The following is a 23,788-nucleotide window of genomic DNA, read 5'->3' as shown; positions in this document are numbered from 1 at the left end:
GTCATGAAAACGGCGTGGTAGGCCCGGCAGGACTTGAACCCGCAACCAAAGCGTTATGAGCGCTCTGCTCTAACCAATTGAGCTACAGGCCCGCCTTGCTGTTTGGGTATCATGATCGCTGCCCGCGTCAAGCCAAACCATCGCCGATAGCGTGCCAATCCGATGGCAAACCGTTGCACAAGCGCGCGCAATCGACTAACCCGCGCGCAACCAGCGGAAAGGACCGGCCGATGACGACAGGCAAGAACGGCATCACCTATGCCGAGGCAGGCGTGGATATCGACGCGGGCAATGCCCTTGTCGACCGGATCAAGCCGGCCGCGAAACGCACCAACCGCCCCGGCGTGATGAGCGGGCTGGGCGGGTTTGGCGCGCTCTTCGATCTCAAGGCGGCGGGATACAGCGACCCGGTGCTGGTGGCGGCCACCGACGGTGTCGGCACCAAGCTGCGGATCGCGATCGACACCGGCAACGTCGACGGGGTCGGCATCGACCTGGTGGCGATGTGCGTCAACGACCTGGTCTGCCAAGGGGCGGAACCGCTGTTCTTCCTCGACTATTTCGCCACCGGCAAGCTGGAGACCGAGAGCGCGGCGCGCATCGTCGAGGGCATCGCCGAGGGCTGTGTGCAATCGGGTTGCGCGCTGATCGGCGGCGAGACGGCGGAAATGCCGGGCATGTACCCGGAGGGCGATTTCGATCTGGCCGGATTCGCGGTCGGTGCGATGGAGCGCGGCACCGCGTTGCCCGAGGGCGTGGCCAAGGGCGACGTGCTGCTGGGGCTGGCCTCGAACGGGGTGCATTCCAACGGCTATTCGCTGGTGCGCAAGCTGGTCGAGATCTCCGGTCTGGGCTGGGACGATGCCTGCCCCTGGGGTGAGGGGAGCCTTGGCGCGGCGCTGCTGGCGCCGACGCGGCTTTACGTGACGCAGGCACTGGAGGCGGTGCGCGCGGGTGGTGTGCACGGGCTGGCCCATATCACCGGCGGCGGGCTGACCGAGAACCTGCCGCGGGTGCTGCCCGAGGGGCTGGGCGCCGAGATCGACCTGGGGGCCTGGGATCTGCCGCCGGTGTTCCGCTGGCTGGCCGAGACCGGTGGCATGGTCGAGGGCGAGATGCTCAAGACCTTCAATTGCGGCATCGGCATGATCGTGGTCTGTGCCGCCGACCGCGCCGAGGCGCTGGCGGACCTGCTGACGCAGGCGGGCGAGAGCGTATCGCGCCTGGGCACCGTGACGGCGGGGCAGGGCGTGACCTATTCGGGCACGCTGCTGTGAGTCACAAGCGCGTTGCCATCCTGCTCTCGGGCGGGGGATCGAACATGGTCGCGCTGGTCGACAGCATGACCGGGGATCATCCGGCGCGCCCCTGCCTGGTGCTGTCGAATGACCCGCAGGCCGGCGGGCTGGTCCGGGCCGCCGAGCGTGGCGTCGCCACGGCGGCGGTGGACCATCGCCCGTTCAAGGGGGATCGCGCGGCCTTCGAGGCCGAGTTGATGAAGCCGCTGTTGGCGGCCGAGCCGGACATCATCTGTCTTGCCGGGTTCATGCGGGTTCTGACCGGCGGTTTCGTGGCCCATTGGCAGGGGCGGATGCTGAACATCCACCCGTCGTTGCTGCCGAAATACCGGGGGCTGCACACCCATGCCCGCGCGCTGGAGGCCGGTGATGCCGAACACGGTTGTACCGTGCACGAGGTGACGCCGGAACTGGACGACGGCCCGATCCTGGGCCAGGCGCGGGTGCCGATCCTGCCGGGCGATACCCCCGAGGCATTGGCCGCGCGGGTTCTGGTGCAGGAGCATCAGTTGTATCCGGCGGTGCTGCGCCGCTTTGCGGCGGGCGAGCGGACACCGGTTCTTCTGGGCTGAACCGACCGGATCATCGCGCGTATTTGCAAAGCTATCGTGAACGGCGTATGAAATCGGGGTCCGCAACCGGGAAGGGGCGGGCGTTTTTCGGCGGCTGGCCCCGAGAATCGTACAAAAGAATAGTCATAAGAAGCGCCATTGATGAAAACGCTTACCACGACGCAGGAGTTGCAAGACTTCTGCGATGAGGCCCGAACCCACGCTTACGTCACCGTCGACACCGAGTTCCTGCGCGAGCGAACCTATTACTCCAAGCTGTGCCTGGTGCAACTGGCGATGCCGGGCGAGACCGATGAGAACGCGGTCCTGGTGGATCCGCTGGCCGGGGAGATGTCGCTCGAGCCGCTGTACGAGCTGTTTCGCGACGAAAGCGTGGTCAAGGTGTTCCACGCCGCGCGGCAGGATCTGGAGATCTTCTGGGTCGAGGCCGGGGTGTTCCCCAAGCCGTTGTTCGACACCCAGGTCGCGGCGATGGTCTGCGGGTTCGGTGATCAGGCCGGCTACGAGACGCTGGTGCGCAAGATCGTGCGTCAGCAGGTGGACAAGACCTCGCGCTTTACCGACTGGTCGCGGCGACCGCTGAGCGATGCGCAAAAAACTTATGCGCTGGCTGACGTGACCCATCTGCGCCAGATTTACGAGTACCTGGCCGCCGAACTCGAGAAGACCGGGCGCAGCCATTGGGTGACCGAGGAGTTGCAGATCCTGACCGATCCGGCGACCTATGACATCCAGCCCGAGGCGGCCTGGCGGCGGGTCAAGACGCGGACCAATTCGGCCAAGTTCCTGGCCGTGGTGCGGGAGCTGGCGGCGTTTCGCGAAAGCTATGCGCAAGAGCACAACGTGCCGCGCAACCGGGTCTACAAGGATGATGCGCTGGTCGAGTTGGCCTCGGTCAAGCCACGGACACATGCCGATCTTGGAGGGCTGCGCCTGTTGCTGCGCGATGCGCGGCGCGGGGCGATCGCGGACGGGATCCTCGCAGCGGTCAAGCGCGGGATCGAGTGCCCGCCGGGCGACATGCCGCAGCCCGACCGCAGCCGCGAAAAAATGCAGGTGAACCCGGCGCTGGCCGACCTGTTGCGGGTACTGCTCAAGGCCAAGACCGAAAGTGCCGGCGTCGCCGCCAAGCTGATCGCGCCGAGCGCCGATCTGGATGCGATCGCGGCGGGCATGCGCGACGTGCCGGCGCTGAAGGGGTGGCGGTACGAGGTGTTCGGCGCCGATGCGCTGCGGCTGTGCGAGGGCAAGCTGGCGCTGGCCGCCAAGGGCCAGACCGTCAAGCTGATCGAGGTCTAGGGCCGCTCAGCGCCGCCTGGTTGTCCGCACGTTGTCGCGGGCGACCACGCGGATCATGCGGATGTTGCGAATTTCCTGCTTGGTCATCGCATGGGCGGCGCGCACGGTGCGCGAGAACGGCGTGCCCAGTCGCGTCGCCCGCTCCGGGTAGACGACCCGGAACGACAGGGAAAACACGCCCTCGGCTTCCTCCTCGGGGGTGGTGACCGGGCGCAGCTCGACCTTGTAGGGACCCTGGCGCGCGGCCAGCCCCTCGACGTAGATGATGGCGCCGGTGGTCGTGGGTTCGACCCGCAGTTCCGTCACCTCGGCAATGGGCACCGTCATGTCGACCGGGTCGGGACGGGAAAATATCCCCTTGCGGCTCTTGGGCAGGAGCGGGTTGACCTCTTCGGCCGGGGCCTCGACGCGTTCGGACCGGCTCTTGCCGAACCAGTTGCCGGGGTTGATACGCGAGTCGCGCCAGCCACCGCATCCGGCAAGCAGCAGGCTGGCGACAAGCAGAACGGTGACCTGTTTTTTCATCTTGCCCTGTCTCGTACTAGATCCGCCCAACCCGGTTATCGCATCCGCGCCCGGTTGAAAAGCCGCAAGCCGGGTCTGGACAGCCCGGCGGGTGCGGCATAGGTCAGAGGGCGGTATCAATCCAAGGAGCTTTCGATGGCGACCCCCGCATTTGAAGAGATTGTCGAGGATTTCGAGTTTCTCGAGGATTGGGAGGACCGCTATCGCCACGTGATCGAGCAGGGCAAGGCGATGGCGCCGCTGGACCCGGCCCTCAAGGTGCCGGCGACCAAGGTGGATGGCTGTGCCAGCCAGGTCTGGCTGCACCCGGTGATCGAGAACGGTCATTTCCATTTCGACGGCGACAGTGACGCGATGATCGTGCGCGGGCTGATCGCGGTGCTGCGGATGCTCTACAACGGGTTGCCGGTGGGCGAGGTGGTCAAGGTCGACGCGCGCGCCGAACTGGGTCGGCTGGGGCTGCACGATCACCTGTCGGCGCAACGCTCGAACGGGCTGCGGGCGATGATCGAACGGATCCGCCTGGTCGCCGCCGAGAACGCCTGAGCCCCCTTACCGGGCCGCCCAGTCGCGCAGCGTGGTTTCCAGATCGCCGTAGCCGGTAAAGCGCCGCTCGAAGGCGAGGCCGAGCCGCGCGGCGCAGTCGCGGGCCTTGTCGGTCAGGTCCGGGTCGTCGGTCTGGGCCTGGTAGACCAGTTTCGTGTAATTGCCGAAATAGCTCTCGAGCAACTCGGGGTGCCTGTCCAACTGGAGCGGCCCCCAGACAAAGGCGTCGAACTGCCGCACCAGGAAATCGGTCAGGTAAAAGGCGGTGGCCTCGTCGTGGGCGGCGAAGCGGTCGTTGCCCTCGAAGAAGGAATAGCAGTGCGGCCCCTGCACCATGTCGACGCCGAGCCGGTCGCAGGCGGATTTGAGATGCCCGCCGGTGCCGCAATCGGCGTAGACCACGTGGATGGTGTCATAGCTGCGGCGATGCTCGGCGATGGCGGCCTCGATGGCCGGGGTGATCCGCTCGGGGTGGTTGTGCAGGATCGCCGGCAGGCAGGCCAGGTCGATGTGATCCCAGCCGTTGCGCCGCTTGAGGTCGAGGATTTCACGCGCCAGCGCGCCACAGGCCAGCAGCAGGATACGCCCGGTCTTGCGCTCGGGCGCGGCCAGCCCGGCCTCGGTCAGGCCCCTGTCGGACAGTCCGGTACCGGGGGGCGGCGGCGCATAGGGCCGCCGCGCGGGGCGGCCGGCCGAGCGCCGGCGCACCATGGTCAGGCCCGCATCGCGTTGTGCTTGCGCGCGACGTAATCCTTGGCGGTTTCCACCGCGACGGCGGCATCACGGCAATAGGCATCGGCGCCGATCGCCTTGCCGAATTCCTCGTTCAGGGGCGCGCCGCCGACCAGAACGATGTAATCGTCGCGGATGCCCTGTTCGACCAGCGTGTCGATCACCACCTTCATGTAGGGCATGGTGGTGGTCAGCAGCGCAGACATGCCGAGGATGTCGGCATCCTCGCGGTCCAATGCTTCGAGATAGTTTTCCACCGGGTTGTTGATGCCCAGATCGACCACCTCGAACCCGGCGCCCTCCATCATCATCGAGACAAGGTTCTTGCCGATGTCGTGGATGTCGCCCTTGACGGTGCCGATCACCATCTTGCCGACGCGCGGAGCGCCGGTCTCGGCCAACAGCGGTTTCAGGATCGACATGCCGCCCTTCATCGCGTTGGCGGCCAGCAGCACCTCGGGGACGAAGAGGATGCCGTCTCGGAAGTCGTTGCCGACGATGGTCATGCCGCCGACCAGCGCCTCGGTCAGCACCCGGTAGGGGGCCCAGCCGCGTTCGAGCAGGATGTTCACGCCTTCCTCGATCTCTTCCCTGAGACCATCGTAAAGGTCGTCGAACATCTGCTGGACGAGTTCCTCGTCATCGAGTTCGGAAAGGATGATGTCTTCTTCTTCGGACATGCGACGGTGTTCCTTGGCTGTCGGGATGATCCCGGTTGGTCCGTTTTGACTCTTTGTTGCCGGATGGGCGCGCGCGCTCTTCGACATTTGCGACACCCGCGGCGCTGCAACCGACCATAGGGGGGAAAATGCGGAATTGATAATGAGCATTTCGCAGGAAGATCATGGGGTGATTGCATGTGTTCGTGTTTTGTTCCATGATTTGCCCATGAGTTGCGAGATTCCCATTGATCCGGCCCGGCGCCGGGCGCGCGGCACGGCCAGCAACCGGGCCGGACGGTTCGACCTGGCGCGCAGCGATGCGCATGACGGCTGGTCCGACCCCGAGCCGCTGCCGCCGATCCGCACCGAGGTGCGCGACGAGGTGGTGCGCAGTGCGATCACCTACAATCGCTCGCCGGATTTGCCGTTCGACCGCTCGGTGAACCCTTATCGCGGCTGCGAGCATGGCTGTTCCTATTGCTTTGCGCGGCCCAGCCATGCCTACCTGGGGCTGTCGCCGGGGCTGGACTTCGAGACCCGGCTGTTGGCGCGTCCCGGCCTGCCCGAGGTATTGGCGCGCGAGCTGAGCGCGAAACGCTACAAGGTGGCGCCGATCGCCATCGGCACCAATACCGACCCCTACCAGCCGCTGGAGCGGGATCGCGGCATTGCCCGCGCGGTGCTGGAGGTGTTGGCGGCGTTCAACCACCCGGTTGCCATCGTCACCAAGGGCACGTTGATCGAGCGCGATCTGGACATCCTCGCGCCGATGGCGGCGAAGGGGCTGGTGCGGGTGGGGATCTCGGTCACGACGCTGGACGCCGGGTTGTCGCGCCGGATGGAGCCGCGCGCGCCGACCCCGGCTCGGCGGATGGAGAGCATCCGCAGGCTGACGGCGGCGGGGGTGCCGGTGCGGCTGATGGCCTCGCCCATCGTGCCGGGGCTGACCGACCACGAGATCGAGGCGCTGTTGGAGGCCGGTCGCGCGGCGGGTGCCGACGCGGCGAGCTGGATCATGCTGCGGCTGCCGCGCGAGGTGTCGCCGCTGTGGCAGGAGTGGCTGGCCGAGCATGAACCGGGGCGAGCGGACAAGGTGATGGCCCGGCTGCGCGAGATGCACGGCGGGCGCGATTACGATCCGCGCTGGGGCCACCGGATGCGCGGCGAGGGGGAATACGCGGCGATGATCGGGCAGCGGTTCAAGGCGGCGGCGCGACGGTTCGGGTTGGACGGGGCGGTACCGGCGCTGCGCTGTGACTTGTTCGCGGTGCCACCGCAGCCGGGGGATCAATTGTCGCTGTTCTGAACCGACGGCTTGATCCGGCGCGGCGGCAGGGCCACAAACGGTGCAACGGGACCGGCAAGGGAGGGCAGGGATGGCCGATTGGGATCAACGGTTCGCGCGGTCGGGATATCTGTTCGGGACCGAGCCGGCGGCGTTCCTGCGGGCGCAGGCCGGGGTGTTGGCGCCCGGCTCGCGCGTGCTCTGCGTCGCGGATGGAGAGGGGCGCAACTCGTCCTACCTGGCCGGTCTGGGGCACCGGGTGACGGCCTTTGATGCCTCGGGCGTGGCGCTGGACAAGGCCCGTGCGCTGGCGGCGGAGCGGGGCGTTTCGGTGGATTTTCGGCAGTCGGGAATCGAGGACTGGGACTGGTCGCGGACCCATGACGCGGTGGTGGGCGTGTTCATCCAGTTCGCCCCGCCCGCGTTGCGCGACCGGCTGTTCGGCTGGATGGCGCAGGCGGTGGCGCCGGGAGGGTTTTTGCTGTTGCACGGCTATGCGCCGCGGCAGGTGGAATATGGCACCGGCGGGCCGCCCTGTGCCGCGAACATGTACACCGAGGAGTTGTTGCGCGCGGCCTTCGCGGGGTGGGAGATCCTGCGGTTGCGTGATTACGACGCCGAGATCGACGAGGGCGAGGGACACTCCGGCCGCTCGGCGCTGGTCGACCTGGTGGCGCGCAAGGCGGGGTGAGGTGGCGCGGCCCGGCCTTGGGCCGGGCAACACCTAGCCAAAGGCGGAAACGAAAAGGGACGCCGAAGCGCCCCTTTCCCTGTCCTTGATCGTGCTGGCCTACTTGCCCAGCAGCGCCTTGGCCTTGTCCGCCACGGCCTGTGCGGTGATGCCGAACTTTTCGTAGAGTACCTCGGCCGGGGCCGAGGCGCCGAAGCTGTCCATGCCGACGAAATCAGCCTTGGCCTCGCGGCCGCGCTCACCCAGCAGCCAGCGGTCCCAGCCGCCGGCACGCACCGCCGCTTCGACGCCCACGCGCACCGGACCGGCCGGCAGCACCTTGCGGCGATAGGCCTCGTCCTGTTCGGCGAACAGCTCCATGCAGGGCATCGAGACGACGCGGGTGCCGATGCCCGCCGCCTGCAGCAGGTCGCGCGCCTCCAGTGCGATGGAAACCTCGGAACCGGTGGCGATCAGGATCGCCTCGCGCTTGCCCTCGGCGTCGGCCAGAACATAGGCGCCCTGTGCGGTGAGGTTGTTCATCTTGTGCTCGACCCGCACCGTCGGCAGCCCCTGGCGGGTCAGCGACAGCACGCTGGGTGTTTCCTTGGAGGTCAGGGCGAGTTCCCAGGCCTCGGCGGTTTCCACCGTGTCGGCGGGGCGGAAGACATAGGTGTTCGGCGTCGCGCGCGAAATCGCCAGGTGCTCCACCGGCTGGTGGGTCGGGCCATCCTCGCCCAGCCCGATGCTGTCATGGGTCATGACGAAGACGGTCGGGATGCGCATCAGCGCCGCCAGCCGCATCGCCGGGCGGGCATAGTCGGTAAAGGCCATGAAGGTGCCGCCATAGGGGCGGATGCCGCCATGCAGCGCCATGCCGTTCATCGCCGAGGACATGCCGTGTTCGCGGATGCCCCAGTGGATGTAGCGCCCCTTGCGGTTCTCGGGCAGGAACACGCCCAGATCGCCGGTCTTGGTGTTGTTGGACCCGGTCAGGTCGGCCGAGCCGCCCACGGTCTCGGGCAGGATCGGGTTGACCAGTTCCAGCACCATTTCCGAGCTCTTGCGCGTGGCCACCTTGTGCCCGGCCTCGCTGGCCTGTTTCTTGAGCGCGCGGATGGTGCCGGACAGGCGCTTGGGCACGTCGCGGGCGTAGGCGCGGGTGAACTCGGCCTGGCGCCGCTCGGACAGCCCCTCGAAGCGGACCTGCCAGTTGGCGCGTTCGACCGCGCCGCGCTGGCCGATCTGTTCCCATTCCGCCTTGATCGTGTCGGGGATGTTGAACGGGGCGGCGGTCCAGCCATAGGCGGCCTTGGCATCCTCGATCAGCTTGGCGTCGGTCAGCGCGCCGTGCCCCTTGGAGGTGTCCTGCGCCGAGGAGCCGAGCGCGATATGGGTCTTGCAGGCGATCATCGAGGGCTTGCGGCTGGCCTTGGCCTTGTCCAGCGCGGCGTCGATCGCCTCGGGGTCATGGCCGTCGATCTCCTGCACGTGCCAGCCCGAGGCGCGGAAGCGCTGCATCTGGTCGGTGCTGTCGGCGATGTCGACGGTGCCGTCGATGGTGATGTTGTTGTTGTCCCACAGCACGATCAGCTTGCCCAGGCGCTGGCGGCCGGCAAAGGAGATCGCCTCCTGGCTGATGCCCTCCATCAGGCAGCCGTCGCCGGCGATCACGTAGGTGTGGTGATCGACGACCTTCTTGCCGTAGCGGGCGCGCTGGATTTCCTCGGCCATGGCAAAGCCGACGGCGTTGGCGATGCCCTGTCCCAGCGGGCCGGTGGTGGTCTCGATCCCCGGCGCGTGGCCGTATTCGGGGTGCCCGGCGGTGATCGCGCCCCACTGGCGGAAATTCTTGATCTGCTCCAGCGTCATTTCCGGGTAGCCAGTGAGATAGAGCAGCGAGTAGAGCAGCATCGAGCCGTGGCCCGCCGACAGGATGAAGCGGTCGCGGTCGGGCCAGTCGGGCGCGGCGGCGTCGAACTTCAGGTGTTTCTCGAACAGGACGGTGGCGACGTCGGCCATGCCCATCGGCATGCCGGAGTGGCCGGAGTTCGCGGCGGCGACCGCGTCCAGCGTCAGCGTACGGATGGCGGCGGCCTTGTTCCAGTGATCGGGATGGGCGGTGCGCAGGGCGGTCAAATCCACGAGTGTTTCCTCTGGCGTTGCGGGCAGATGGGCGCTCAATACCAGCCGGGGGGCAAAGATCAAGCTTGGGCGCGGTCCGGCCCCTGAACGCACATAAGGACCGGCGCCCAAGTGCTTGAAACCAAAGGGGGGGCATTTTATCGAAGGTTTCGCTAGACTGGCCGACAACCGGAAACCGGTGCGATTCGGGATGGCGCAGGCGCCCGGGGCCGGGGTCCGGCAACGTGGTGGACCAACCGCATGAGAAGGTAAGGGGCATGAGCCAGGTAGAAGAACTAGAGAGCCGGATCACGGCCGCGATGGAGCGGATACAGGCGGGGCTGGGCGCGCTGTCCGACCGCGCCGAGAACACGGCGACGGCGCAGCAGCAGGCCGATGCGGACCTGGTCGCGGCGCTGGAAGAGGAACGGCTGGTCACCGCCCAGTTCGAGGAGCGGTTGAAGCGGACCAAGGCCAAGCACGCCGAGGAGATCGAGGCGCTGGAGGCGCAGATCGCCGAGGCCGGCGCGGTCGAGGAGATGCGCGCCGAGATCGAGACGTTGACCGCCCGGCTCGCCGACACCAGCGCCGTCGACGCGCTGAGCCAAGAGGTCGAGGCGTTGAAAGCGCGACTGGCGGACACCTCGGAAACCGATGCGCTGACCCGGGAGGTCGAGCGGCTGAAGGCCGAGCTTGCCGCGCGTGACCCGTCCGACGAGGTCGCGGCCGAGATGGAGATGCTCAGGGCGCAACTGGACAAACAGGCCGAGGCGGCGGCGCGGCTCGACATGGACCTGCAGCGTTTGCGCCAGTCCAACGAGCAATTGCGCGAGGTCAACGCCACATTGCGCGAGGCCAACCAGGCGGCGGTGGGCGAGCCCAGCCTGATCAACAAGGCGATGCTGGCCGAGCTGGAGGGGTTGCGGGCCACCCGCGCCACCGATGCCGCCGAGGCAGGTGCGATCCTGGCCCGGCTGGAGCCGCTGTTGTCCAATGCCCGCAACCTGCCGGAAGGGGAGGATGAATGATGCCCGAGGTGACCATTCATATCGGCGGGCGCGACTTCGAAGTGTCCTGCCAGGAGGGCGAGGAGAGCTTTCTGCACTCGGCCGCCAAGATGCTGGACGACGAGGCGCGGGTGCTGTCGGACCAGATCGGGCGGATGCCCGAGGCGCGGATGTTGCTGATGGCGGGGCTGATGCTGGCCGACAAGACCGCCGCCGTCGAGGACCGGATCAAGGAGGTCGAGGCGCAGCTGGCCGAGTGCCAGGGCGAATTGACGCGGCTGCGCGACGCCCCGGCGCCGGAGGCAGAGCGCATCGAGGTGCCGGTGGTGCCGACCTCGGTGACCGAGACCCTGGCGGAACTGGCGGCGCGGGCCGAGGCGCTGGCGGCCGAGGTCGAGGAGAAGGCCGGCGAGGCCGAGGACAAGACCGGCGATTGAACCGACCGCGTGGCGGGCACGAAAAAGGGGGCCTGCGGGCCCCCTTGGTGTTCGATCCGGTCAGGTTGCGCCTGCGCGGCGCGCTTACCCGTTGGCTTCGCGGATCTTGTCGGCGGCGTCCTTGTCGAAGGTGACGCCGTTATCCTCGAAGAGCTGGTCCAGCTCGCCCGAGAGCGTCATCTCGGTGATGATGTCACAGCCGCCGACAAACTCGCCCTTGACGTAAAGCTGCGGGATGGTCGGCCAGTCCGAGAAATCCTTGATGCCCTGGCGGATGTCGTCGTCGGACAGCACGTTCACATCGGCGTAGTTCACGCCCATGTAGTTCAGCACGCCGGCGACACGGCTGGAGAACCCGCATTGCGGCATCTCCTTGGTGCCCTTCATGTAGAGCACGACGTCGTTCTCGGTGATGGTGGATTGGATGCGGTCTGCTGCGTCTGTCATGGTGTCTCTGTCTCCGTGGAGGGGGGCGCGTGCGGGCGTCAGTCGGGGGCCTTGGTGGTCAGGGCCAGCGCGTGCAGTTCGCCCTGGGCGCCGTCCATCTTGCCCTTGAGCGCGGCATAGACCGCGCGCTGCTGTTGAACCCGGTTCTGACCGCGAAAGCTTTCGTCGATCACTTCGGCGGCATAGTGATTGCCGTCGCCGGCCAGGTCCGTGATGGTGATCTTCGCGTCGGGAAAGGCCGCGCGGATCAGTGTTTCGATTTCATGGGATTGAATCGCCATGCGGGTCGTCTCCTGTTGGTCTTGGTCCAGATGTAGGACGCGCGTGCGAAACGTGCAAGCAGGCTGCAGGTATTCCGGCAGGCACCGCCACGGGGCGGCGCCCTAGCCGGATCAGGCGAAGGTCTGTTCGAAGCTGTCGCGATACAGCGCCGACAATTCCTCGAGCGGGGCCTCGGAACTGCCGAACCGTACGTTTTCGCCGCTGAATCGTCCAACCGAGGAGATCGGCACCCCGGCACGGCCGGCCTCGATCATCAGCGCCTCGGCCTGATCGAAGTTGCAGGCCACGAGGTAGCGGCCCTGATCCTCGCCGAACAGGGTGTCGGTGGCATCGCTGTCGATCAGCACGCCGACGCCGGAGCTCTCGGCCAGCTCGAACGCGGCCAGCGCGAGGCCGCCGTCGGACAGGTCGGTGCAAGCGGTGATCAGCGCGCGGTTGGCGCGGATGAAATCGCCGTTGCGCTTCTCGGCGTCCAGATCGACCGCGGGGGCATCGCCGTCCTCGCGGTTGAACACCTCGGCCAGCAGGGCGGATTGGCCCAGGTGACCGATGGTTTCACCGACCAGCAGGGCGACGTGCCCCTCGCGCACGGTGGTGCCGATCACCTCGTCTTCGCCGGTGATCAGGCCGACGGCGCCGATGGTGGGGGTGGGCAGGATGCCCTCGCCGTCGGTCTCGTTGTAGAGCGAGACGTTGCCGGACACGATCGGCATGTCGAGCGCGGAACAGGCGGCGCCGATGCCCTTGATGGCGCCGACGAACTGGCCCATGATCTCGGGCTTTTCGGGGTTGCCGAAGTTCAGGTTGTCGGTGCTGGCCAGCGGCGTGGCGCCGACGGCGGTGAGGTTGCGATAGGCTTCGGCCACCGCCTGCTTGCCGCCCTCGACCGGGTTGGCGCGCACGTAGCGCGGCGTCACGTCCGAGGTGAAGGCGAGCAGTTTGTCGGTCCCATGCACCCGGACGATGCCGGACCCGAGGCCCGGCGTGCGGGCGGTATCGGCCATCACCATGGTGTCATATTGTTCATAGACCCATTGTTTGGCGCTGTAGTTGGGCGAGCTGACCAGCGCGCGCAGCCCGTCGATGGGGTCGATCTGGGGCACGTCGGCCAGCGGCTCGGCGGCCGGTGTCTCGACCCAGGGGCGGTCGTATTCGGGCGCCTCGGACGACAGTTTCGACAGCGGCAGGTCGGCCATGGCTTCGTTGTGGTGCATGATGAGGAAGCGATCCTCAGCAATGGTCTCGCCGACGATGGCAAAGTCGAGATCCCATTTGTCGAACACCGCGCGGGCCTCGTCCTCTTTTTCCGGGCGCAGCACCATGAGCATGCGCTCCTGGCTTTCGGACAGCATCATTTCATAGGCGGTCATGCCCTCTTCGCGGCAGGGAACCTTTTCCAGGTCGAGCCGCACGCCCAGTTTGCCCTTGTCGCCCATCTCGACGGCGGAACAGGTCAGGCCGGCCGCGCCCATGTCCTGGATCGAGATCACCGCGCCGGTCTGCATCAACTCCAGCGTCGCCTCCATCAGGCGTTTCTCGGTGAACGGGTCGCCGACCTGAACGGTGGGGCGCTTTTCCTCGATGGTGTCGTCGAACTCGGCGCTGGCCATTGTCGCGCCGCCGACGCCGTCGCGGCCGGTCTTGGCCCCGAGGTAGACCACGGGCATGCCGACGCCCGAGGCGGCGGAGTAGAAGATCTTGTCGGTATCGGCCAGGCCGGCGGCAAAGGCGTTGACCAGGCAGTTGCCGTTATAGGCGGGGTGGAACCGCACCTCGCCGCCCACGGTGGGCACACCGAAACAGTTGCCGTAACCGCCGACACCCTCGACCACGCCGTGCACCAGGCGCTTGGTCCTGGGGTGGTCGACCTCGCCGAAGCTGAGCGCGTTCATCGCCGCGATCGGGCGCGCGCCCATGGTGAAGACATCGCGCAGGATACCGCCGACGCCGGTGGCCGCGCCCTGATAGGGTTCGATGTAGGAGGGGTGGTTGTGGCTCTCCATCTTGAAGACCACCGCCTGGCCGTCGCCGATGTCGACGATTCCGGCATTCTCGCCCGGGCCGCAGATCACCTGCGGGCCGTCGGTGGGCAGGGTGCGCAGCCATTTCTTGGACGACTTGTAGGAACAGTGTTCGTTCCACATCGCCGAGAAGATGCCGAGTTCGGTAAACGTCGGCTCGCGCCCGATGATCTCGAGGATGCGGTCGTACTCGTCGGGTTTCAGGCCGTGGCTTTCGATCAGCTCCGGAGTGATCTCGGGGTCTTGCATCGCTTGGGCTTCTCCGCATGGCGTCGTTTGCGCCGTAATAGGGCAACGCCCGGTTGGGGAAAAGGGTCAAGCGCCCACGGCAGCCGCGACCTGTGGACCCGGCGCAAAAAAAAAGGCCGAGCACTAAGCTCGGCCATAGTCCAACAGGGAGGTATGAAGATGATGAGCAACTAAGCACCATCGCCTTCGAATGCTGATTTAGGGATCACACCATGAACGATCAAGCGCAATGTTGCCGCAGGTGCGGCATGCCCGGCATGAGATCAGCGCATAGCTCAGATTTTTCCCAATTGGCGCAATTGCTTGCGATGTGAAATGATCTCGTCCTGGACGAAGTCGCGGAACGCGGTGATGCGCTTGGAATGCCGCAACTCCTCGGGATAGGCGAGAAAAACCGGAACCTCGCCGGATTCGATCTCGGGCAGAACCCGCACCAGGTGGGGGAAATCCTCGGTCAGGTAATCGGGCAGGGCACCGATGCCCAGGTCGTTCAGGACCCCTTGGAGCACCCCGAAATAATTGTTCACCGACAGCAGCGAATGCGGGTTGTGGCTCATCAGCTGCTGGACCAGCCCGGCACCGGCCGCCACCTGCGCCGAGGAGGGATTCTGGCAGATCAGCCGATGATCGGCGAAATCGGTGATATCCTCGGGGGTGCCGTGGCGGCGCAGGTAATCCTGCGAGGCATAGAGCTGCATCTGCACGGTCATCAGCCGTTTGCGGATCAGGTCGGCCTGGCTCGGCTCCTTCATGCGGATGGCGACGTCGGCCTCGCGCATCGGCAGGTCGAGCACGCGTTCCTCGAGCATCAGGTCGATCTTGAGGTCGGGATACTTGTCGTAGAGCTTGGTCAGGCGTGGCGCCAGCCACAGCGTGCCGAAGCCGGTGGTGGTGGTCACCTTGAGGACGCCGAAGACCTCTTCCTCGCTGTCGCGAATGCGCGCGGCGGCGGCATCGAGCCGTTTGGTCATGGCGCGGGTGGCATCGAAAAGCAGTTCACCCTGTTCGGTCAGGATCAACCCGCGCGCATGGCGGTGGAACAGGGTGCTGTTCAGCCCCTCTTCCAGCGCGCGAATCTGCCGGCTCACCGCGGATTGCGACAGGTTGAGTCGCTCGCCCGCGTGGGTGAGGCTGCCCGCGTCGGCCACGGCGTGAAATATCCTAAGCTTGTCCCAATCCATATCCACCAATCACTTTCGTCCGCCGGCCTGTGCTCTACATACTTTAGAGGGTTTACTGACACGTTCCATTTAGCTTCGTTTCGGAGTGTAGCAAAAAAACCCTGTTCAGGTCAGTAATCGTGACCTATTGTGAGGGCAGCAACCAGTTGCAATCTGTACAGACGCGGGGAGGCGCCTAATGAGTACGCAGAAAATCTCGCTCAACGATCGATTTGACCTTGAGAAAAGCCCGGTCCTGCTGAACGGGACGCAGGCGCTGGTCCGGCTCATGCTGATGCAGAAGGCCCGCGACCGGGCCGCCGGGCACAACACCGCCGGACTGGTGACGGGGTATCGGGGCTCTCCCCTCGGGGCGGTGGATCTGCAGATGTCGCGGGCGGCGAAACCGCTGGCCGAAAGCGATGTCACCTTTCAGTACGGGTTGAACGAGGACCTGGCGGCGACCGCCCTTTGGGGCAGTCAGCAGGCCGAGTTGCGCGGCGAGGGCAAGTTCGACGGCGTCTTTGGCCTGTGGTACGGCAAGGGGCCGGGGGTGGACCGCTCCGGCGACGTGATCCGGCACGCCAACATGGCCGGCACCAGCGCGCTGGGCGGGGTGGTGATGGCGATGGGCGACGACCATACGGGTGAGTCGTCCACCGTGCTGCACCAGTCGGAATGGGCGCTGATGGATGCCTACATGCCGATCGTGAGCCCGGCCGGCGTGCAGGAGATCCTCGATTACGGCATCTACGGCTTTGCGCTGTCGCGGTTCTCGGGCCTGTGGGTCGGGCTGAAGACGATGAAGGACACCATCGAGGTGACTTCGGTCGTCGATGGCGATCCGAACCGGGTGCAACTGGTGATGCCGCCCTTTGACATGCCCGAGGGCGGGCTCAACATCCGGCTGGTCGATGATCGCGTGCCGCAGGAGGCGCGGATCATTGATCACAAGCGTTTCGCCGCCGAGGCCTTTGCCCATGCCAACAAGATCGACAAGCGGGTCTGGGGCAAGCCGGGGGCCAAGATCGGGCTTGTCGCGGCAGGCAAGAACTGGCTCGACCTGCAGCACGCGTTGACCCTGCTGAACATCAACGAGGGTGAGGCCGAGCGGCTGGGGATCACCACCTACAAGATCGGGCAGACCTTTCCGCTCGACATGAAGGGGTTCCAATCCTGGGCCGAGGGGCTGGACCTGATCGTGGTGGTCGAGGAAAAGCGCAAGCTGATCGAGGTGCAGATCAAGGAGGCGATCTTCGACGACCGTCGTGGTCGCCGCGTCTATGGCTGGTACAAGGGCGGCGCCGGTGGCATCCACCGCGAAGAGCTGTTCCCGACCCGGGGCGCGCTGGACCCGATCATGATCGCCGAGAAACTGGGCGGCATCCTGATCGAGGAGGGGCGCGAGACCGATGGCATCCGCGCCGGCATGCAGGCGCTGGACGACGCGCGGCGCAACGACAACGCCGAGGAGATCGCCAGCCGTCTGCCCTATTTCTGTTCCGGCTGTCCGCACAACACCGGAACCAAGCTCCCGGACGGCTCGCGCGCCTATGCCGGGATCGGCTGTCACTTCATGGTGCAATGGATGGACCGCGACACGCTGGGATTCACCCACATGGGCGGCGAGGGGGCCAACTGGATCGGCGAGGCGCCGTTCTCCAAGACGCCGCATGTGTTCCAGAACCTTGGCGACGGTACCTATAACCATTCCGGCGTGCAGGCGATCCGGGCCGCCTTGGCGGCGGGCACCAACATCACCTACAAGATCCTGTTCAATGACGCCGTGGCGATGACCGGCGGTCAGGACAACGAGGGCGGCCTGACCGCGCCGCGCATCGTCAACGAGCTCAAGGCGATGGGGGTCAAGCACCTCGCCGTGGTCTACGACGAGAAGGAAGACGTGGATTTCAAGGCGATGCCGGCCGGGGTGCCGACCCATGAGCGCGCCGAGCTGATGAATGTGCAGAAGGATTTCCGCCAGAAGGAGGGTGTCTCGGCCATCGTCTATATCCAGACCTGCGCCGCCGAGAAACGCCGCCGGCGCAAGCGGGGCACCTTTCCCGACCCGGACAAGCGGGTGTTCATCAATACCGACGTCTGCGAAGGCTGCGGCGATTGCGGCGTGCAGTCCAACTGTGTCTCGATCGTGCCGAAAGAGACCGAGCTGGGCCGCAAGCGGGCGATCGACCAGTCGTCGTGCAACAAGGATTTCTCCTGCGTCAAGGGGTTCTGCCCGTCCTTCGTGACTGTGCAGGGCGCCAAGATCCGCAAGGAGGCGACCGCCGAGCTGGACCTGCCGCATCTGCCGCTGCCCGAGCTGCCGCAGATCGACGGCACCCATAACGTGGTGATCACCGGCGTCGGGGGCACCGGGGTGGTGACCATCGGCGCGGTTCTGGCGCAGGCGGCGCAGATCGACGGCAAGGGCGCCGGCATGATGGAGATGGCCGGGCTGGCGCAAAAGGGCGGCGCGGTGCACATCCATTGTCGCATCGCCGAAAAGCCCGAGGACATCAGCGCGATCCGCGTGGCCACCGGCGAGGCCGATGCGCTGATCGGCGGCGACCTCGTGGTCAGCGCCGGGGCCAAGACCCTGGGTTTGATGACGACCGGGCGCAGTGGTGCGGTGGTCAACAGCCACGAGATCATCACCGGCGATTTCACCCGCAATACCGAGTTCACCATTCCCACCGACCGGCTGTCGCTGGCGCTGGAGGCGCGGCTCAAGGAGAACCTGTCGCTGTTCGATGCCTCGGAGCTGGCGCGGGTCACGATGGGCGATTCGATCTATTCCAACATGATGGTGTTCGGCGGCGCCTGGCAGCGCGGGCTGATCCCGGTCAGCCATGAGGCGATCACCCAGGCGATCGAGTTGAACGGCGCGGCGGTGAGCCAGAACCTGCGGGCCTTTGATATCGGGCGCTGGGCGGTGCTGCATCCGGGTGAGGCGCAGAAGCTGCTGACGCCCAACGTGGTCGAGCTGCCCAAGTCGCTGGACGAGAAGATCGCCTATCGCGCCGAGCACCTGCTGGCCTATCAGGGCAAGCGGCTGGCCAAGCGGTATGGCAAGATGCTGGAAGGCATCGAGGATCGCGAGCTGAAGGAGGCGGTCGCCAAGGGGTATCACAAGCTCTTGTCCTACAAGGACGAATACGAGGTGGCCCGGCTGTTGCTGACCAGCCGCGAAAAAGCGGGCGAGGCATTCGACGGCGATCTGAAGATGACGTTCCACCTGGCGCCGCCGATCCTGGGCGGCAAGGGGCCGGACGGACGCCCGAAGAAGCGCGAATTCGGTGAATGGATGCTGGGGCCGCTGAAGATCCTGGCGCGGCTGAAGCGGTTGCGCGGCACGCCTTTCGATGTCTTTGGCTATTCGGCCGAGCGCAAGATGGAGCGCGCCCTGATCCGGCAGTACGAGAAGGACATGAAAGAGGTTCTGCCCAAGGTCACGCCCGAGACCCGTGACATCGTCCTTGCGCTGGCCAAGCTGCCGCTGGAGATCCGCGGCTTTGGTCCGGTGAAACTGGCGAGTGAGGCGAAGGCGGCCAAGCGGCGGGAAGAGCTTTTGGCGGCCTTTCGCCAAGGCGGGCCGAACATGAAGGCCGCGGCGGAATAAAAACTTCACAGAAGGATCATAGGGTTTATGAACCCACGTATCCTTGGCGGCCCGCGCCGCCGATTCTGCCGGAGCTGCCGAATGCCGTCGCGCCGCCACATCGCCCGCGATCTCACCTATGCCCATTCCGCCTCGACCAGGGGCGGGCGGGCCGTGATTCGCCTGATGGAGAACACGACAGGGCGGCTGCGCCTCATCCGGCGCGCCGACGGCTATGCGGACGAAGTCGCCGCCGGGCGCGATTTCTGGTCGGTGATGGTGGAGCGTTACGGCCTGACCCTCGACGTGGTCGGCGGCGCGCTGGAGAACATCCCGCGCGACGGGCCGCTGATCGTGATCGCCAACCACCCGTATGGCATCCTCGACGGGTTGATGATGGGCCATGTGTTGAGCGAGGTCCGCGGCGATTTCCGCATTCTCGCCCACCGGGTGTTCCGCAAGGCGGAGGATATCGAACAGGCCATCCTTCCGATCAGTTTCGACGAGACCAAGGAGGCGGTGCGCCTGAACCTGGAGACGCGAAAGACCGCGCTGAACTATCTAAGCGCGGGCGGGGCGGTCGGCATTTTCCCGGGCGGCACGGTGAGCACGGGGGCGACGCCGTTCTCGCACCCGATGGACCCGGGCTGGCGCGGGTTTACCGCGCGCATGGTGGGCAAGTCGCGGGCCACGGTGGTGCCGATCTATTTCGACGGGCAGACCAGCCGGCTGTTCCAGATTGCCAGCCACCTGCACAGCACGCTGCGGATGGGGCTGCTGATCAAGGAGTTCCGCAAGCGGGTGGATACGCCGGTGCGCGTGGTGGTCGGCGAGCCGATCGGGCGCGACATTCTCGACCCGATGGCAAAGGATTCGCGCAAGATGATGGATTTCCTGCGCAAAGCGACGTATGAGCTGTCACCGCAACCGCTGAAATCATACGATTACGGCTTTGAATTCGAGGAACGGCATCGCGCCTGACGGACCATGGCAGTAGGTATTTTCGATTCCGGGCTGGGCGGGCTGACCGTCCTTGACGCCGTGCAGAACCGCCTGCCGGAGGTGGAGTTCCTGTATTATGCCGACAGCGCCAACGCCCCTTACGGCGTGCGTGATGCCGAGGACATCCATCAACTCACCAAGCGGGCGGTCGAGGACCTTTGGAGCCGGGGCTGTGACCTGGTGATCCTGGCCTGCAACACCGCCAGCGCCGCCGCGCTGCGCCGGATGCAGGAGGCCGGCGTGCCCGAGGGCAAGCGGGTGCTGGGGGTCTTCGTGCCGTTGATCGAGGCGCTGACCGAACGGCAGTGGGGCGACAATTCGCCCCCGCGCGAGGTGGCGGTGAAGACCGTGGCGCTGTTCGCGACCCCGGCCACGGTGGCAAGCCGCGCGTTCCAGCGCGAGCTGGCCTTTCGCGCCATCGGCGTGGACGTCGAGGCGCAGGCCTGCGGCGGGGTGGTGGATGCCATCGAAGAGGGCGACATGATCCTGGCCGAGGCGCTGGTACGCAGCCATGTGGACGCGTTGCGGCGCAAGATGCCGCATCCCGACGCCGCGATCCTGGGCTGCACCCATTACCCGCTGTTGCAGCAGGTGTTCCAGGAGGCGCTGGGCGCAGAGGTGGCGGTGTACAGCCAGGCCAACCTGGTCGCCGGCAGCCTTGCCCATTACCTGACCCGGCATCCGGACATGCAGGGCGCGGGGGCCGGCGGGTTCCTGACCACCGGGGATCCGACCCGGGTCAGCGACCGCGCGACGCAGTTCCTGCGACGACAAATCAGCTTTTCCAAGGCGTGAACCGCCTGTGGTCGCCTGTCGGCCTGTCGCTTTGAAATTCATGCAAATACAATAGGTAAGAGGTCGAAGATGACCCATAAGATCGCCATCCTGGGGGCCAGCGGATACACCGGGGCCGAGTTGATCCGCCTGATCGCCCAGCACCCCAACATCGAGATCGCCGCCCTCTCGGGCGAGCGCAAGGCCGGCATGGAGATGGCCGAGGTGTTCCCGCACCTGCGCCACATGGACCTGCCGCGGTTGTGCAAGATCGACGAGATCGATTTCACCAAGATCGACCTGTGTTTCTGCGCCCTGCCGCACAAGACCAGCCAGGAGGTGATCGCGGCGCTGCCCGGGGACCTCAAGGTGGTGGACCTGTCCGCCGATTTCCGGCTGCGCGATCCGGCGGAGTACGAGAAATGGTATGGCAACAAACATGCCGCTTTGGCGCAGCAGGGTGAGGCGGTTTACGGGCTGACCGAGTTCTACCGCGAGGAAATCCGCAGTGCGCGGCTGGTGGCCGGGACCGGCTGCAACGCGGCCACCGGGCAGTTCGCGCTGCGGCCGCTGATCAGCGCCGGGGTGATCGACCTCGACGAGATCATCCTCGATCTGAAATGCGCGGTGTCCGGGGCGGGGCGGTCGCTCAAGGAAAACCTGCTGCACGCGGAGCTGAGCGAGGGCTACAATGCCTATGCCGTCGGTGGCACCCACCGGCACTTGGGCGAGTTCGACCAGGAGTTCTCGAAAATCGCCGGGCGCCCCGTCAAGGTGCAGTTCACACCGCATCTGATCCCGGCGAACCGGGGCATCCTGGCCACCGTTTACGTCAAGGGGGACGCGCAGGCGATCCATGACACGCTGGCGGCGGCCTATGCCGATGAACCGTTCCTGCAGGTGCTTCCCTTTGGTCAGGCGCCCAGCACGCACCATGTGCGCGGGTCGAACTATTGCCACGTCGGGGTGGCCGCCGACCGGATCGAGGGCCGCGCCATCGTTTTTGCCGCGCTGGATAACCTGACAAAAGGTAGCAGCGGTCAGGCGTTGCAAAACGCCAACCTGATGTTAGGTGAGAACGAGGAGGAGGGGCTGACCATGGCCCCGCTGTTCCCGTAAGGGCAGGTGCCAGGGTGAGGTGGCGATGAAAAGTCTGAAGAAAACGCGTCGTATTCAGGTCATCTTGCTGGCTGTCGTTGCCCTTGTGGCCTCGACCGTGCTGATTGGCTACGGGATGCGTGACGGCATCAACTTCTTTCGCGCCCCCAGCCAGATCGTGGCCGAACCGCCGTCACCAAGCGAGGTGTTCCGTATCGGCGGGCTGGTCGAGGAGGGCACGCTGGTGCGCGGGCAGGGCGAAACCGTGCGGTTCTCGGTCACCGATGGCGGGGCGACGATCCCGGTGGTCTTTACCGGGGTGCTGCCCGATCTCTTTGACGAGAACCAGGGCATGGTCGGCACCGGACGCTACGTGAACGGCGTGTTCGAGGCCACGGAAATCCTTGCCAAACACGACGAGACCTACATGCCGAAAGAGGTCGTGGATGCGCTGAAGGAACAGGGCGTCTACGTGGAGCCGGGCGAAAGCTGATCCGGTTCCGAGACGCGCGGGAACGCCCCCGAGGGGCGTGGTTCCGATGATGCCGATCCCGGGATGCCGTGGTCCGGAGGGGGGCGGCATCTGCCTGGTACGTTTGTGCGATGGGCGCATCGAACCAGCATCAAGTTGGCAGTCAACGCGCTGAGCACGGAGCGAAGTACGCATCCCAAGGACATCGAGCGGAGGCCACGCCAGGCAAAGAGGGGCCTCACCTGTGGCCGAGCATGAGGGCGACCAGTTCCGATTGCCGGCGGGTTCCGGTCTTGTCGAAAATCCGCGTCAGGTGCGAACGGGCCGTCGAGTCGCTGATGCCCAGCCGGGCGGCAACTTCGCCGCGCCCGCCGCCGGCCAGCAATTCGATGGCGAGCCGGGCCTCGGCCGGGGTCAGGTCGAACTGGTGCGCGATCCGGCGACGGTGGTTTTCCCGCCTCCGCTCCCAGTCGCTGATCAAGAGCAGCGCCACGGGGCGCTGGATCAGGCCCGGCGTCGTGTCCTGTTCGGACCAGGGCAGAACCTCGATCGAGAACCTGTCCGGGGCCTCATCCGTGCCCAGACGGATCACGCCGCCGCGCACCCCGGTGTCCGGTGTGGCGCAATCGGAGATCAAGCGGCGCAGCCGGTCGTTGACCTTTCGCGCCGTCAGAAACAGGGTTCCGTTGCGCAGTTGAAGCACCGGAATGGCACCGAGCGCCGCCTCGGTGTGGTCATCGGCGACCACCGGGCGCGCCTGCGCATCGACAGGAATGGCAAAGCTCGCGCCGTGTTGCGCGGCCCGTTCGGCCGCTTCGCGGGCCAGTTTCAGCGCCTGCATCCGACGCATGATCGCGGTGGCCTGGATCGCATGGGGCACGATCTCGGCAAAGGCCTGGGCCGTGGTGTCGTGGATCTCGTCATTGTTTGAACCGGTCTGGATCACCAGCGAGGCAAAGGCGCCATCCTGAACGACCAGTTTGCTCGCCAGTCTTTCCGTGCCGATACCGGACCGAATCCAGAAATCATTGTGGAATTCCGACCTGAGAAACCGGTCGCGGCCATAGGATCCGAGCGAAGTGATCTGACCGACCGGCGCCCCTGCCGTGGCCTGGATGGTGGGGTCCTTGCACCACCAATGCTCGGAATAGGTCTCGATCACTTCCGGGTTGACGCGCGGAGAGAACACCTCGGTCAGGCGAAGTTCGGGGTCGTTGATGACCAACGAGGCATTTTCGACTTCGCAAACATCGGCGATCGAGGTCAGGGCTTGATCCCATGAGGCAGATCCGGCGGCGGCGGCATAAATCCCCGAAATCGACTCCAGCAATTTTTCTTGCGTTCCGCCCAAGCGCATCAACCCCCAAAAGAAATGACATCGTCTAAATGCTGCCAGAATACGCAAACTTGCGCTTATGGGCACCCCTTTTGACGGTTTTGGGCCGGGATCGGTGGTTTATGCGGATTCCGAAGGCACATCGGACGTTTGTCCGATGTTTGGCCGGCGGCATCGTTTTAGCTTCGATGT

22 protein-coding genes and 1 tRNA gene are annotated in these 23,788 nt (G+C 65.9%); 13 read left to right on the top strand and 10 right to left on the bottom strand.

The window, feature by feature from the left end:
* Positions 1-15 precede the first annotated feature (15 nt).
* Positions 16-92 (bottom strand) — tRNA-Ile (locus ABWV23_RS14305).
* Between the two features lie 138 nt (positions 93-230).
* On the opposite strand from ABWV23_RS14305, the gene purM reads away from it, so the two are divergent.
* The 3 genes from purM (at position 231) to rnd (ending at position 3,169) form a co-directional block, all read left to right on the top strand.
* A complete protein-coding gene (purM, locus tag ABWV23_RS14300) occupies positions 231-1,277 on the top strand; it encodes a phosphoribosylformylglycinamidine cyclo-ligase (protein WP_353348903.1) in 1,047 nt (348 codons plus the stop codon).
* A complete protein-coding gene (purN, locus tag ABWV23_RS14295; protein ID WP_353348901.1) occupies positions 1,274-1,870 on the top strand; it encodes a phosphoribosylglycinamide formyltransferase in 597 nt (198 codons plus the stop codon). The genes purM and purN overlap by 4 nt, the downstream gene beginning before the upstream one ends.
* A gap of 141 nt (positions 1,871-2,011) precedes the next feature.
* Positions 2,012-3,169, top strand: coding sequence for a ribonuclease D (gene rnd, locus ABWV23_RS14290; protein WP_353348899.1), 1,158 nt, complete (start codon positions 2,012-2,014; stop codon positions 3,167-3,169).
* A gap of 6 nt (positions 3,170-3,175) precedes the next feature.
* Here the strand turns inward: rnd and ABWV23_RS14285 are convergent, their stop codons facing one another.
* Positions 3,176-3,694 (bottom strand): hypothetical protein, encoded by a 519-nt coding sequence (locus tag ABWV23_RS14285; protein WP_353348897.1) that lies wholly within the window; start codon positions 3,692-3,694, stop codon positions 3,176-3,178.
* A 135-nt stretch (positions 3,695-3,829) separates the two neighbouring features.
* On the opposite strand from ABWV23_RS14285, the gene ABWV23_RS14280 reads away from it, so the two are divergent.
* Entirely contained in the window at positions 3,830-4,240 is a 411-nt protein-coding gene (locus ABWV23_RS14280) for a SufE family protein (protein WP_353348895.1), read from the top strand.
* A gap of 6 nt (positions 4,241-4,246) precedes the next feature.
* Here ABWV23_RS14280 and ABWV23_RS14275 read toward each other — a convergent pair whose 3' ends face one another.
* Entirely contained in the window at positions 4,247-4,951 is a 705-nt protein-coding gene (locus ABWV23_RS14275; RefSeq protein ID WP_353348893.1) for a DUF1638 domain-containing protein, read from the bottom strand.
* A gap of 2 nt (positions 4,952-4,953) precedes the next feature.
* Entirely contained in the window at positions 4,954-5,652 is a 699-nt protein-coding gene (locus tag ABWV23_RS14270; RefSeq protein WP_353348891.1) for a cobalamin B12-binding domain-containing protein, read from the bottom strand.
* Positions 5,653-5,860: 208 nt separating this feature from the next.
* On the opposite strand from ABWV23_RS14270, the gene ABWV23_RS14265 reads away from it, so the two are divergent.
* Both ABWV23_RS14265 and ABWV23_RS14260 read left to right on the top strand, forming a co-directional pair.
* Positions 5,861-6,940, top strand: a complete 1,080-nt coding sequence (locus ABWV23_RS14265; protein ID WP_353348889.1) for a PA0069 family radical SAM protein — start codon at positions 5,861-5,863, stop codon at positions 6,938-6,940.
* A gap of 70 nt (positions 6,941-7,010) precedes the next feature.
* The gene (locus tag ABWV23_RS14260) at positions 7,011-7,610 is read left to right on the top strand and encodes an SAM-dependent methyltransferase (protein WP_353348887.1); all 600 of its coding nucleotides are present in this window, start codon (positions 7,011-7,013) and stop codon (positions 7,608-7,610) included.
* A gap of 99 nt (positions 7,611-7,709) precedes the next feature.
* On the opposite strand, the gene tkt is transcribed toward ABWV23_RS14260, so the two are convergent.
* Entirely contained in the window at positions 7,710-9,734 is a 2,025-nt protein-coding gene (tkt, locus tag ABWV23_RS14255; protein WP_353348885.1) for a transketolase, read from the bottom strand.
* Positions 9,735-9,991: 257 nt separating this feature from the next.
* Here tkt and ABWV23_RS14250 point away from each other — a divergent pair, with 257 nt between their 5' ends.
* Together ABWV23_RS14250 and ABWV23_RS14245 are read left to right on the top strand one after the other, a co-directional pair.
* Positions 9,992-10,741, top strand: a complete 750-nt coding sequence (locus ABWV23_RS14250; RefSeq protein ID WP_353348883.1) for a hypothetical protein — start codon at positions 9,992-9,994, stop codon at positions 10,739-10,741.
* A complete protein-coding gene (locus ABWV23_RS14245; protein WP_353349053.1) occupies positions 10,741-11,157 on the top strand; it encodes a cell division protein ZapA in 417 nt (138 codons plus the stop codon). The genes ABWV23_RS14250 and ABWV23_RS14245 overlap by 1 nt, the downstream gene beginning before the upstream one ends.
* 84 nt (positions 11,158-11,241) lie before the next feature.
* Here the strand turns inward: ABWV23_RS14245 and grxD are convergent, their stop codons facing one another.
* The 4 genes from grxD to ABWV23_RS14225 all read right to left on the bottom strand — a co-directional run bounded on the left by grxD (position 11,242) and on the right by ABWV23_RS14225 (position 15,337).
* Positions 11,242-11,604 carry a Grx4 family monothiol glutaredoxin gene (gene grxD, locus ABWV23_RS14240; RefSeq protein ID WP_353348881.1) on the bottom strand — a complete coding sequence of 121 codons (363 nt, stop codon included), beginning with the start codon at positions 11,602-11,604 and terminating at the stop codon, positions 11,242-11,244.
* Positions 11,605-11,642: 38 nt separating this feature from the next.
* Positions 11,643-11,885, bottom strand: a complete 243-nt coding sequence (locus tag ABWV23_RS14235; RefSeq protein WP_353348879.1) for a BolA/IbaG family iron-sulfur metabolism protein — start codon at positions 11,883-11,885, stop codon at positions 11,643-11,645.
* A 111-nt stretch (positions 11,886-11,996) separates the two neighbouring features.
* A complete protein-coding gene (gene purL / locus ABWV23_RS14230) occupies positions 11,997-14,156 on the bottom strand; it encodes a phosphoribosylformylglycinamidine synthase subunit PurL (RefSeq protein ID WP_353348877.1) in 2,160 nt (719 codons plus the stop codon).
* A 275-nt stretch (positions 14,157-14,431) separates the two neighbouring features.
* Entirely contained in the window at positions 14,432-15,337 is a 906-nt protein-coding gene (locus ABWV23_RS14225) for a LysR family transcriptional regulator (RefSeq protein WP_353348875.1), read from the bottom strand.
* A 178-nt stretch (positions 15,338-15,515) separates the two neighbouring features.
* On the opposite strand from ABWV23_RS14225, the gene ABWV23_RS14220 reads away from it, so the two are divergent.
* From ABWV23_RS14220 to ccmE, 5 genes are all read left to right on the top strand, one after another.
* Positions 15,516-18,935: an indolepyruvate ferredoxin oxidoreductase family protein gene (locus ABWV23_RS14220; protein ID WP_353348873.1), complete on the top strand. Its 3,420-nt coding sequence runs from the start codon at positions 15,516-15,518 to the stop codon at positions 18,933-18,935.
* Positions 18,936-19,016: 81 nt separating this feature from the next.
* Positions 19,017-19,895, top strand: coding sequence for a lysophospholipid acyltransferase family protein (locus ABWV23_RS14215; protein WP_353348871.1), 879 nt, complete (start codon positions 19,017-19,019; stop codon positions 19,893-19,895).
* Between the two features lie 6 nt (positions 19,896-19,901).
* Positions 19,902-20,711, top strand: a complete 810-nt coding sequence (gene murI, locus ABWV23_RS14210; protein ID WP_353348869.1) for a glutamate racemase — start codon at positions 19,902-19,904, stop codon at positions 20,709-20,711.
* A gap of 69 nt (positions 20,712-20,780) precedes the next feature.
* Positions 20,781-21,809 carry an N-acetyl-gamma-glutamyl-phosphate reductase gene (gene argC / locus ABWV23_RS14205; RefSeq protein WP_353348867.1) on the top strand — a complete coding sequence of 343 codons (1,029 nt, stop codon included), beginning with the start codon at positions 20,781-20,783 and terminating at the stop codon, positions 21,807-21,809.
* A gap of 25 nt (positions 21,810-21,834) precedes the next feature.
* Complete coding sequence (gene ccmE / locus ABWV23_RS14200) at positions 21,835-22,281, top strand: cytochrome c maturation protein CcmE (RefSeq protein WP_353348865.1); 447 nt, start codon at positions 21,835-21,837, stop codon at positions 22,279-22,281.
* 217 nt (positions 22,282-22,498) lie between these two features.
* On the opposite strand, the gene ABWV23_RS14195 is transcribed toward ccmE, so the two are convergent.
* Complete coding sequence (locus ABWV23_RS14195; protein ID WP_353348863.1) at positions 22,499-23,590, bottom strand: helix-turn-helix transcriptional regulator; 1,092 nt, start codon at positions 23,588-23,590, stop codon at positions 22,499-22,501.
* Positions 23,591-23,788: the final 198 nt, after the last annotated feature.

Origin of the sequence: Aquicoccus sp. SU-CL01552 (genome assembly GCF_040365005.1) — a bacterium.
In the GTDB taxonomy this organism is placed as follows: domain Bacteria; phylum Pseudomonadota; class Alphaproteobacteria; order Rhodobacterales; family Rhodobacteraceae; genus Antarcticimicrobium.
This window is presented reverse-complemented; position numbering and strand designations above follow the sequence as displayed.